The sequence below is a fragment of the Acinetobacter terrae genome (genome assembly GCF_002135195.1).
Taxonomy (GTDB): domain Bacteria; phylum Pseudomonadota; class Gammaproteobacteria; order Pseudomonadales; family Moraxellaceae; genus Acinetobacter; species Acinetobacter terrae.
On record NZ_NEGF01000005.1, the window covers coordinates 67,616 to 79,704 of the forward strand.

Sequence of the window (12,089 nt, forward strand, 5' to 3'; positions counted from 1 at the left end):
CAGTTTCAGACTGGCGTTTTTCAAAAACAAGTGGCTTATTTATGTTTCGGTTTGTAGAAACCAAAGTAACCAATAATCAAAATAATGAACCAGATTGGGCTCACCATTAAGGCACGCATGGTATCTGCTTCTAAAGACAACACGTAAATCATGCCAATAAAGAAGATGATCACCACCCAACAGGTCAACAATCCACCCGGTAATTTAAAGGTTGATTTGGCATGTAATTCTGGACGAGTTTTATAGTAAACAATATAACTCCAGATAATCATCAACCAGACACAGATGAACAAGATGGTTGAAAGCGTGGTTGCCAAAGTAAAGGCTTCAACGGTATTGGGTACAAAATACTGAAGTGCAGCACCCAGTAATAAACAAATCGCAGAGAAATATAAGGCATTCGCAGGAACCGCGCGCTTATTTAAATGTCCAAATGCTTTTGGACCTTGCTCTTCACGTGACAGACCGAACAGCATACGGCTGGTCGAGAATACACCACTGTTCATGGATGACATAACTGACGATAACACCACCAGATTCATGATAATCGCTGCTGCTGCAATACCTGCTTGGCTAAACAAGTTTACAAATGGACTAATCGTTGGATCAATTTTATTCCATGGTGTTACCGACATAACAATAACCAATGCCAATACATAGAAAATGATGATACGAATCGGAATCGAGTTGACCGCTTTAGGCAAGTTACGCTCGGGATCTTTGGTTTCAGCTGCAGTCGTACCGACCAGCTCTACACCGACAAAGGCGAAGATCGCAATCTGGAAGCCTGCCAGGAAGCCAGTCACCCCTGTTGGGAATATGCCGCCATGTGACCAAAGATGAGTAAATGAAGCTATCTCACCTGCGGTAGAGGTAAATCCGGTAAAGATCATCCATAAACCGGCAGCAATCAGCACCACAATCGCGATAATCTTGATTAAGGCAAACCAGAACTCTAATTCACCGAATAATCTTACCGTGACCAGATTCAAACCCATAATAAAGACAATGGCCGCGATACTGATCATGACCCCTTCGCCAGGCGTAAACGGCAGCCCTCCGTTAAAGAATTGCAGGTAATAAATAATCGCGGATAAATCAGCAATACCAATCGTGATCCAGCATAGCCAATAGGTCCAGCCAACAAAATAGCCCGCCCAAGGACCGATTAAATCTGTCGCAAAATCGATAAAAGACTTGTATTGCAGGTTAGACAGTAACAATTCGCCAAGCGCACGCATGACCAAAAAAACCATAAAACCAATAATCATATAAATAATCAGAATTGAAGGTCCGGCCAGGCTGATGGTTTTACCCGAACCCATGAATAAACCTGTACCAATTGCCCCGCCAATCGCAATAAGTTGCAAATGCCGATTCGATAAACTTCGCTGTAGTTCACCCTGTGCAGCAGATGAACTCGGGTTTTCATTTGACATTGTTATTTTCGTCTCTCAAATTTCGTGTGATAAAAGTAGCTCAAATTAAAAAAAATAAATAAAGTTTTTTGAGCGATTATTTAATATTTTTCAAGCCTAAGTGTGTCTCTGTTGCTTTTTCATTCAAATTCAGTCCCTTTTGTATTGCTTTGTGCATTTCCCTTAAATTTAGCAGTTTACGTGCCAACATATAGATTGGCGAGATTTTATGCAAAAAATTGTATTTCCATACAGCTATTGCTACATTTCTCATCAATCTTCTTATTTATATAGATAACACTCCAATGAGCAAAGTCAAAACTGTGTACCGTTGCGAACAATGTGGAACTGACCATCCTAAATGGGCAGGTCAATGTACAGATTGCGGCGAATGGAATAGTCTGACTGAAGTCCGTGTTGAGCCAACCGTGTCCCATCGTGCACAACCGAAAATAGGCGGATATGCAGGTCAAGCGGCAAATATTACCACCTTAAATAAAGTTTCCGTTTCACATGAATCACGCTTAGCGACTGGCATTAGTGAATTTGACCGTGTTCTAGGTGGCGGATTGGTGACGGGTTCTGTGGTGCTGATTGGCGGTGACCCCGGGATTGGTAAATCCACGATTCTTTTACAAACCGCGACCCACATGGCATCTGCAAAAAGCTCTGCGCTTTATGTCACCGGTGAGGAATCGCTTTCGCAAGTGGCGTTACGTGCCCATCGTTTGGAGTTACCAACTGACCATCTTCAAGTCATGGCAGAAACCTGTGTAGAACGGATTTGTGAAGTCTTGGCACAAGTACGTCCTGCTGTGGCGATTCTCGATTCGATTCAAACGCTGTATACAGAAACCTTGCAATCTGCACCCGGTGGTGTTTCCCAAATTCGTGAATCTGCCGCATTACTGACCCGTTTTGCTAAAAATAGTGGCACATCATTATTTCTTGTGGGGCACGTGACCAAAGAAGGTGCTTTAGCGGGTCCGCGTGTTTTAGAACACATGGTCGATTGCGTTTTGTATTTTGAAGGGCAATCTGACTCACGTTATCGCATGATTCGTGCGGTAAAAAACCGTTTTGGTGCAGTCAATGAATTGGGCGTGTTTGGCATGACCGAGAAAGGCTTGCGTGAAGTTTCCAATCCATCCGCTATTTTCTTAAGTCGTTATGATGAAGCCATCCCCGGTTCTATCGTGATGATTAGCCGCGAAGGCACTCGCCCACTGTTGGTTGAAGTCCAAGCTTTGGTGGATGATGCCCATGGTCAACCGCGTCGTGTAGCCTTAGGTTTAGATCAAAACCGATTGAATATGCTACTTGCGGTGATGCATCGTCATGGTGGCGTACAAACTGCAGGACAAGATGTTTATGTCAATGTCGTCGGTGGTTTAAAAATTACCGAAACAGGTTCTGACCTTGCGGTTTTACTGGCCTGTGCTTCAAGCTTGCGCGGTAAAGCATTACCTCAGCAACTGGCTGTGTTTGGCGAAGTGGGGCTATCGGGTGAAATTCGCCCTGTACCGAATGGTCAGGAACGTTTAAAAGAAGCGGTTAAGCATGGTTTTAAATACATTATTCTGCCTAGAGGCAATGCCCCACAAAAACCAATCCCTAATGTTCAGATTATTTCAGTGGCACGCTTACATGAAGCATTAAGCGAAGCCATGAGCTTAAGTGAAGAATTGGCTTAGGCTTAGACATATGAAAGATTATGTAAAAAAAACACCAATTTGATATTGAAATTCGGTGCAAATGACTGCATAACTATAGGGCTATAATTTACTTTTTTTATTTAGGAAAAATTCGATGGAAGTTCGACAGCGTGGTTTGATGGCAGGTCTTTTAATGGCAGCTTTGGTGGTCGCACCAATGGCTGAAGCGAAACGTGCAGGTGGTGGTAAAAGCCATGGTATGAGTCGTTCTGCTGCTCCAACCCAGTCTTACCAACAACCGCGTCAAGCTACTCCTGCCCCACAACCGACTACCGCACCTGCTCAGAAATCGGGTTCTGGCGTAGGTAAAATGGTTGCTGCTGGTGTTGCTGGTGCTGCGATTGGTGCAGTTGCGGCGAATGCAATGGCGGATGACAAACCTGCTGCAAGCGGTGCTGATGCTACAGTACAACAGCAGCAAGAAGAAAAAGGCGGACTTCCAAGCTGGATCTGGATTCTTCTAGCAGCTGCAGTCGCATTCTTCTTGTTCCGTAAATTCGGGGCAAAAAAAAAACTAGCCGCTAACAATCCTTATGCACCAAACAATGCTGGAAATACAGCACCGTTTGGTCAACAAAATGCAGCACCACGTACGTCAAATGACAACAGCAATATTTTTGGTCAGTCAGTAGGTGGTTCTGCAGGTGCAGCAACTCAAGCTCCATTTGGTAGTGCTTCAACCAGCAATGGCAATCAATTGCCAGATGGTACTGAACCTGCTGCATTCTTGCGTGTTGCCCGTCAGCGCTTTAACCATATTCAGTCTATGAATACCGCAAGTAACATTGCTGAAATTCAACGTTATTTAACGCCTGATCTTTATCAGTCTATGTATAACGACATTATGACCAACCAAGACCAAGATGTTGCTGAATTCTCCAACCTCAATGCGATGGTGGTCGATTCTGCAAATGAAAATGGTCAATATGTGGTGAGCGTACGTTTCACGGGTACAGTAAGCGAAGATTTAAACAGCTTACCGCAACCTTTTGCAGAAGTTTGGCATTTCACCAAACCTGCAGGTTCTAACCAAGATTGGTTGGTTGCCGGTATTCAACAAGAGGCTTAAGGTCTTTTGAACTAAAAACAGCGACTTCGGTCGCTGTTTTTTTATGAATTCTATAAAAGAAGATTTGATTCAAATCTTCTATAAACCGCCTCTAAGCTGATCATATTTATCTACTCTGTTTTGTTGGTTGGCTTATGTTTGAGTTATTTTGAATAAAAGATTAAGAAGGTTAAAATTGCAACGGCGATTATTTTGGTCGCGAGCACTATCCTTTACCTTATCTAAAATTGAAAAGTGTAAAAAGCCAATCTTCAGATTGGCTTTTTTGTACCAAACATTTAGGCTATAGCAATTATGCGCTCTGGATTTTTTAATGTCTGATCTCCCTATTTCTACCGAACTTTTTAACCGTGCAATGGCTGGCAATCGTGATGCACAATTTGAGCTTGCTGAAATTTATATGCAAAGTGAAAATGATGAACATGTTGCACTTGCTGAAGAATGGGCACTCAAAGCCGCTCAACTGGGTCATGTTGAAGCCATGTACTGGCTGGGTGAAGGTTATGCATTTTATGCAAAAGACATCTTGGAAGAAGATCCGGAGGAAGCAAAAACCTATTTTGAACATGCTTACCGCTGGTTAGAACAAGCAGTGAAACATAAACATCCTGCTGCTATTTTAGAGTTATCGAGTTTTTACCGTCGTGGCGATGTGGTGGAAATAGATGTGACCAAATCTGTTGAATTGGTCAAGCAAGCCGCTGAACTGGGTGAAGTTCAAGCCATGCGTGATTTAGCCTGCATTTATGAACATGGTTTGGGTGTAGATGTGGATGATGAAAAAGCTGATTATTGGCATGATAAAGCTCAATCTGCTGAAGAATAATTGGATTAAAAAGCCCATTAAATGATGGGCTTTTGTTTTATACAGTTTTAAATATTAACTCGCAATATAATCATTTTCTTCAACAACAATCACTTGTCGGCAAATCCCTTCCGCTTTACGTTGTTGCTCAAAAACTAAAGCAGGCATCGGATCAAAACTGTCAAAGAAACAGATTTCATCCGCATTTACATCATAAACAAGTGAGTGATTACCCACATCTTCTAATGTGTCGTAATAGACAATCACAAATTTATTTTGATCAAATGCTTGTTGGATTTGCTGATAATTTAACGCTGGGAGAATGGGCAAATTGAGTTGCTCAGCTTCTTGGTAACTGAGTTTTTCACTCTCCTGAAGATCAGGGTCATGATCTGTATAAAACTGAACATTAAAACCAAACTTTTTTAACCCTACAGCTAAGCCTATGGTCGTCGTGCCATTTTCCGAATCATACCCACATACATCTACAAGTTGCTGAATATCAGCATCGATACCTAAATGTTGCAGCAACATCCATACCGCAAAAATCCCCCCATTTGCTTCTAGATTCGCTAATTCTTCAGGCATTTCTAAAGCCATAATTTTCATCCAAAATATGATTGTGCTGATAATAATCAATTCTCGATTGGAACAAAATCATTTTCCAAGTACAATAGCCCGCTAGTCGAGGGATGCTGCGACTTTTTCACAGGCACTAAATGTGAAATCGCTAGGCTCGACGATTCGGTCAAAACTTCTATGAAATACTGGTTTTGATCAAAAACGGCATCCGCGAACATAACGATCCAATCTATTTTTTCTCTAGGAGATCCTGATGAACGCGGTTAATGCTTCATTTACAGATTATAAAGTTGCCGATATTTCACTTGCTGATTACGGCCGTAAAGAAATCAAACTTGCTGAAGCAGAAATGCCAGCGCTAATGGGTTTGCGTAAACGCTACTCAGCAGCAAAACCACTTGCAGGCGCGAAAATTCTCGGCTGTATTCATATGACCATTCAAACTGCAGTTTTAATTGAAACTCTGGTTGAATTGGGTGCTGAAGTTCGCTGGACTTCATGTAACATTTTCTCTACTCAAGACCACGCTGCTGCTGCAATTGCTGCGCGCGGTATTCCTGTTTTCGCTTGGAAAGGCGAAACTGAAGAAGAATACATGTGGTGTCTTGAACAACAAATCAATGTAAATGGCACGCCTTGGGATGCCAACATGATTCTTGATGATGGCGGTGACTTGACTGCTGTTGTTCATGAAAAATATCCTGAACTGATTGCTAAAATCCACGGTGTGACTGAAGAAACCACCACTGGTGTGCAACGTCTTTATGAAATGTTACGTGACGGTACTTTAAAAGTTCCTGCAATCAACGTAAACGATTCAGTAACTAAATCTAAAAACGACAACAAATACGGTTGCCGCCACTCTCTTAACGATGCAATCAAACGCGGTACAGACATGTTGATGTCTGGTCGTCGTGCGCTTGTTATCGGTTATGGTGACGTAGGTAAAGGTTCTGCTCAATCACTTCGTCAAGAAGGCATGATTGTTCGCGTAACTGAAATCGATCCAATCTGTGCAATGCAAGCATGTATGGACGGTTACGAAGTTGTATCTCCATACAAAAACGGCGTACAAACTGGTAAGAAAGAAGACATCAATGTTGATCTTCTTCAAAATACTGACCTGATCGTAACGACTACGGGTAACTACCACGTATGTGACTCTGCGATGTTAGATACATTAAAAGCAGGTTCAGTGGTATGTAACATCGGTCACTTTGACACTGAAATCGATACCAACTACTTGCGTGGTTACAAATGGGTTGAAGTTAAACCTCAAGTACACCAGGTTTATCGTTCAGAAGATGAAAGCAACTATTTGATTCTTCTTTCTGAAGGTCGTTTGGTTAACCTGGGTAATGCAACGGGTCACCCATCACGCATTATGGACGGTTCATTTGCTAACCAAGTATTGGGTCAAATGCATTTGTTCGCTGAAAAATTTGCTGATCTTCCTGAAGAGCAAAAACAAGCTGCAATTCGTGTAGAACTACTTCCTAAGAAATTGGATGAAGAAGTGGCTGCTGCAATGGTTGCTGGTTTCGGTGGGGTCTTGACTCAATTGACTCAAGAACAAGCTGATTACTTAGGTGTTCAAGTTGAAGGTCCATTCAAATCTGAGACTTATAAATACTAAGTTTTGACCTCTCCTAACCTCTCCTTTAAGGAGAGGAACTTTCTCAATTTAATTCGAATTGAGGTCCTCCTTCTCCCTCTGGAAGAAGGTCGGGATGAGGGCAATAAAAAACAAAAGTATTGATAAAAAAGGATTTGAAAAATGACCAAGCGTGTCCCAATTTCGTTTGAATTTTTTCCGACCAAGACTGATGTTGGTGCGGAAAAACTTCGTGTTGTTCATAAAGAATTACAACTACTAAATCCTGAGTTTTTCTCTGTAACTTATGGTGCTGGTGGTTCTACGCGTGAACGCACACTCGCTGCAATCAATGACTTCAATGGCAAAGGCACACCTGTAGCTCCTCACCTGTCTTGTATTGGTGATGACAAAGCACGTATTGCCGAGTTGCTTGATTTGTACAAATCAAAAGGCATCAACCGTATTGTTGCGCTTCGTGGTGACTTACCTTCTGGTCAGGTGGGCTTGGGTGAATTGCCTTATGCACAAGATCTGGTACGTTTCATCCGTGAACATTCAGGTGATCACTTCATTATTGAAGTCGCAGCGTATCCTGAAATGCACCCACAAGCAGAAAGCTTTGATCAAGATATTCAACACTTTGTCGAAAAAGCCAATGCCGGTGCTAATGCCGCTTTAACACAGTTCTTCTTTAATCCAGATGCGTATTTCTACTTTGTAGATCGTATTCAAAAGGAAGGCGTGAACATTCCTGTGGCTCCGGGCATTATGCCGATTACCAATGCAAGCAACCTGATTCGCTTCGCAGATGGTACTGGTGCTGAAATCCCGCGCTGGATTCGCAAGCAATTAGCCACTTATGGTGATGACACCGCTTCAATTAAGGCTTTTGGTCATGAAGTTGTGGTGAAATTATGTGAACGTCTGCTTGCAGGCGGTGCGCCAAGCTTGCATTTCTACACCATGAACACCACAGATCCAACACGTCAACTCGTGACTGATCTCGGTTTAGCTTAATTTTTTATCTGATTTGTGAGTAATACTGAATGCCGCGTTTTTATATTGAGGCTGATTTGGCTGTTAATATGAATGTTGAATTAACCGAAACGGTTTTTCATCATTGGGTGAAAGTGTTACGCGCACAAGTCGGTGAAAAAGCCACCTTGTTCAATGGACAAGGTGGTGAATATGACGTGACGCTTGTTGAAGTTTCAAAAAAATCAGCGAGCGTTTCTGTCGACACATTCAACCCTGATGATCGTACACCTGCATTCACAGCTCTACTTGGTCAAGTGATGAGTAAAGGTGATCGCATGGATTATGCCATTCAAAAAGCAGTTGAACTGGGTGTTTCAAAAATCCAGCTCCTCACCTCAGAACGCTGCGAGATGCGCCTTAAATATGATCGTGATCAAAAGAAGATTGATCACTGGCAAGGTATTGCCATCGCTGCTTGTGAGCAATGCGGGATGAATAAAGTCCCTGAAGTTTTAGCACCGATCTCTTTACCAGACTGGTTAGCCAGTGAACTACCTACTACAAAATTAGTGCTTGCACCCAATAAAGATCAAGTCGATGTTTTAGCCAACGCTACACCTGATATTGCACTTTTAATTGGTCCAGAAGGTGGACTGAGTGAAGCTGAAATACAATTATCCAACGATGCTGGATTTATTAATTGGTGTATTGGCAATCGCGTTTTACGCACAGAAACTGCCCCAATCGTTGCTTTATCTATTTTAAATTATAAAGTAACTGTATAGTTCATCTGATTTTAGATAAATAGTACCTGATTCGATTGATTTTTCTCAATAACATTATTAATCTTGATTTCAAGATACAAATGTATATTTAAAATACAGTTTAGTTTTTTTAAACACGATTAATATTTAGAAAGCAATTTATCGCAAAACAAAAATAAGGTTTCTGCTTTTATGTCAGATATTCAAGACGAGTATGTTAAACAGCATGTGAGTGCTGCTCAAATTACCAATACGATTCGACTCAGTCGATTCTTTCTCGTCAGTATTCTGATCGTTTCCTTATATGTTTATTGCATTTACCAATTTTATTTTACAAAACCATCTTTCTATTTCAATCTTTGGTTTATTGCGACTGAACTGTTGAGTTGTCTAAGTTTGCTTATTATCAGTATCTATTTTAAGCCCCATAATTTCACACTAAATCACGCACATCGCTGGCTGCAATTTCAATGTTTGGCAATAGGAAGCTGTATTGCTATTGGTATTGGTCTGATTTACTACTATCTACCGCAATATAACCCTGATTTCAGCTACGTGAATGCCTTAATCCTCTCAGCGTTATTACTGATTGTAAGCCAAGCCTTTGCCTTGACTTTCTTAACCCAACGTCTAAATTATTTTTGTCTGGCCTTTATTCCAGCCATTTTTCCTTATCTTGCCTCACAGTTTATTACAATAGAAACCTCTAATTATTTATTTTATTTAACGATCAATTTCACTCTTATTGTCATTTTACTGTGTGCCAACTCTACGACGCGTATTCATAAACGCATTTCTGCACTGTATTCGAAAAATAATCGCTTGGTTAAAAATGCCGAACAACAGGTTCTCTGGACAGATAAGTTATGTCAGCAATTACAAACTGAAATTAATAGATCCAAAGATATCGAATTACAACTTCAATTGAACAATCAATTGCTTGAACAAAAAGTCAAAGAGCGAACTTTTGATATTGCTAAAATGAATGCTGATCTGGAAAATCAGCAACAAAATCTGATGTTGGCACATGGAGTTGCGGGACTTCGACCTTGGGACTGGAATATTAAAGATCGGGAAATTTTAGTTACCGACTCTAAGCATCAAAAAACTTTGAAACCTTCAAAACAGCATCATAATCAGCTGCAAAGCATCATTCACCCCGATGATCTCGAACACTTCCAAACCTCGATGAAGCAAAATTTACGCGGTCAAACCGATCAGTATGAAGCCACTTATCGAATTCAACATACTAATGGCAAATGGAAATGGGTCCATGATATTGGTAGAGTCATTGCGCGTGACCCGAACAATAATAAGCCTCTGCGTATGGTCGGTATTCGTCGTGACATTCATCAAGAACGTACCGATCAGGAACGTTTAAAACTTGCAGCAAGTGTGCTTCAACAAGCTGCTGAAGGGATTTTCATTCTTGATGAACAACTTTGCTATATCGACGTCAATCCGTTCTATGAACAATTGACAGGTTTCACCCACGACCAGATTATTGGCAAACATTTATTTGATATTGCTACAAGTTATAAGGCAGAACAAAGAAACAGCCATTCTGCCATCATCAATCAACTCGATAAAATGGGTGAGTTTGATGGTGAGCTCAATGAAAAATTTCTTTCTGGTAAAGAACTTACAGTCTGGATGCGGATTAATGCCATTATTGATGAAAAAAATCGTGTCACCCACTATATTGGTATCGTTTCTGATTTAACTGAACGTAAGCTACAAGAACAACGTCTGTCTTATTTGGAAAATTACGATCCACTAACCGACCTGCCGAATCGCTTTTATTACAACTATCAACTACATCAATATTTAGTCAGTCAAAAGGATTCGATTAAACAGCTCGCTGTGATTCGTCTGAATATCGATCGTTTTAGACCTTTGAATGAATTTCTGAGCAATAGCGGTGGTGATGAACTGTTACGCCAAGTGGCGCAAAGACTACGGCTCACCAATGCTGAAGCATTATTGGTCGCCCATTTAAATGGTGATGACTTTGCCATCGTCTACGAAATTTCGCATATTCGCCCATCAATTCAGCACCATTGTGAACGGATGAGCAAGGCATTCTCCCTACCCTTTAACATTTTTGGTCAGGATCATATTATTACCCTGTCTATGGGAATTGCTTTCTATCCAGAAAATGGCCGCCAACTGGATTACCTGAATAATTGTGCTGAACAGGCATTAACGGAAGCGAAAAGCTTAGGTGGCAATACCATCCGTTTCTACTCAAATAAAAATACTGCCTTACTTGAGCAAGGGATTTATCTGGAACGCGATTTACGACTTGCCATTAACAACAATGAACTGATTGTCTACTATCAGCCAAAAATTAATTTTAGCGACCAAAACATTTATGGTTTTGAAGCTTTGGTTCGCTGGAATCACCCAAGCAAAGGCATTATCCCACCGAACCTGTTCATTCCCCTTGCAGAGCAAACCAGTTTGATCTCGGATATTGGCAGAATTGTTATACAACAAACCGCTAAACAAATTAGGGCTTGGAATGACTTAGGCTTTAATAATATATGTGTCTCGGTCAATGTAGTTGCACAGCAATTGCAACGTGGACAGTTACTCGAAGACCTCGATCATGCTATTCAAACCTACAAAATTTCAGGCTCGAGCCTAGAGCTTGAAATTACCGAATCATCATTGCTTGAAAACTCGGTTACGGTTAAAAATCTGCTTGATGAAATCAAGAAACGGAAGATCAATATCTCGCTGGATGATTTTGGAACAGGTTACTCTTCCCTCTCTTATCTTGCTGATTTTCCGATTGATATATTAAAAATTGACCGCAGCTTTATCTCCAGAATTGGGCAAAATAAGCAAGAAGCCATTGTCAGTGCCATGATTGCCATGGGCAAAGCCATGGGCATGGTCGTGGTTGCAGAAGGTATTGAAACCGAGGAACAGCTTCAGTATCTACAAGATCTGGAATGTGATATTGCTCAAGGCTTCCTGTTTTCAAAACCTTTACCCGAAAGTGAAGCAACAACCTTCCTGGAACAACATCGACTTATACCTTCTTAATATAAGTCGACACGCCTAAATATCAGTTTGCTTGAAAATGGCATATTCGCGACTGTGCTAAGGTCGCAACAAATGTTATATTCAATTAAATTAAGCAAAAAACCACC

The 12,089-nt window shown here is 41.1% G+C and carries 9 protein-coding genes; 7 read left to right on the top strand and 2 right to left on the bottom strand.

What is annotated here, in order from left to right:
• Positions 1–35: 35 nt before the first annotated feature.
• Positions 36–1,439 carry an amino acid permease gene (locus tag B9T23_RS07350; protein ID WP_086193629.1) on the bottom strand — a complete coding sequence of 468 codons (1,404 nt, stop codon included), beginning with the start codon at positions 1,437–1,439 and terminating at the stop codon, positions 36–38.
• 284 nt (positions 1,440–1,723) lie between these two features.
• Here B9T23_RS07350 and radA point away from each other — a divergent pair, with 284 nt between their 5' ends.
• The 3 genes from radA to B9T23_RS07365 all read left to right on the top strand — a co-directional run bounded on the left by radA (position 1,724) and on the right by B9T23_RS07365 (position 5,028).
• Entirely contained in the window at positions 1,724–3,112 is a 1,389-nt protein-coding gene (gene radA, locus B9T23_RS07355) for a DNA repair protein RadA (RefSeq protein WP_067724836.1), read from the top strand.
• Positions 3,113–3,227: 115 nt separating this feature from the next.
• Positions 3,228–4,202 carry a Tim44 domain-containing protein gene (locus tag B9T23_RS07360; RefSeq protein ID WP_086193630.1) on the top strand — a complete coding sequence of 325 codons (975 nt, stop codon included), beginning with the start codon at positions 3,228–3,230 and terminating at the stop codon, positions 4,200–4,202.
• A 313-nt stretch (positions 4,203–4,515) separates the two neighbouring features.
• On the top strand, positions 4,516–5,028 hold the full coding sequence (locus B9T23_RS07365) for a tetratricopeptide repeat protein (protein WP_086193631.1): 513 nt from the start codon (positions 4,516–4,518) through the stop codon (positions 5,026–5,028).
• A gap of 54 nt (positions 5,029–5,082) precedes the next feature.
• Here B9T23_RS07365 and B9T23_RS07370 read toward each other — a convergent pair whose 3' ends face one another.
• Positions 5,083–5,607 carry a cysteine peptidase family C39 domain-containing protein gene (locus B9T23_RS07370; protein ID WP_086193632.1) on the bottom strand — a complete coding sequence of 175 codons (525 nt, stop codon included), beginning with the start codon at positions 5,605–5,607 and terminating at the stop codon, positions 5,083–5,085.
• 235 nt (positions 5,608–5,842) lie between these two features.
• Here B9T23_RS07370 and ahcY point away from each other — a divergent pair, with 235 nt between their 5' ends.
• From ahcY to B9T23_RS07390, 4 genes are all read left to right on the top strand, one after another.
• Positions 5,843–7,225, top strand: a complete 1,383-nt coding sequence (gene ahcY / locus B9T23_RS07375; RefSeq protein WP_086193633.1) for an adenosylhomocysteinase — start codon at positions 5,843–5,845, stop codon at positions 7,223–7,225.
• A gap of 141 nt (positions 7,226–7,366) precedes the next feature.
• Complete coding sequence (metF, locus tag B9T23_RS07380) at positions 7,367–8,203, top strand: methylenetetrahydrofolate reductase [NAD(P)H] (protein WP_086193634.1); 837 nt, start codon at positions 7,367–7,369, stop codon at positions 8,201–8,203.
• Positions 8,204–8,232: 29 nt separating this feature from the next.
• Entirely contained in the window at positions 8,233–8,949 is a 717-nt protein-coding gene (locus B9T23_RS07385) for a 16S rRNA (uracil(1498)-N(3))-methyltransferase (RefSeq protein WP_086193635.1), read from the top strand.
• Positions 8,950–9,120: 171 nt separating this feature from the next.
• Positions 9,121–11,982: a bifunctional diguanylate cyclase/phosphodiesterase gene (locus B9T23_RS07390; RefSeq protein ID WP_086193636.1), complete on the top strand. Its 2,862-nt coding sequence runs from the start codon at positions 9,121–9,123 to the stop codon at positions 11,980–11,982.
• Positions 11,983–12,089: the final 107 nt, after the last annotated feature.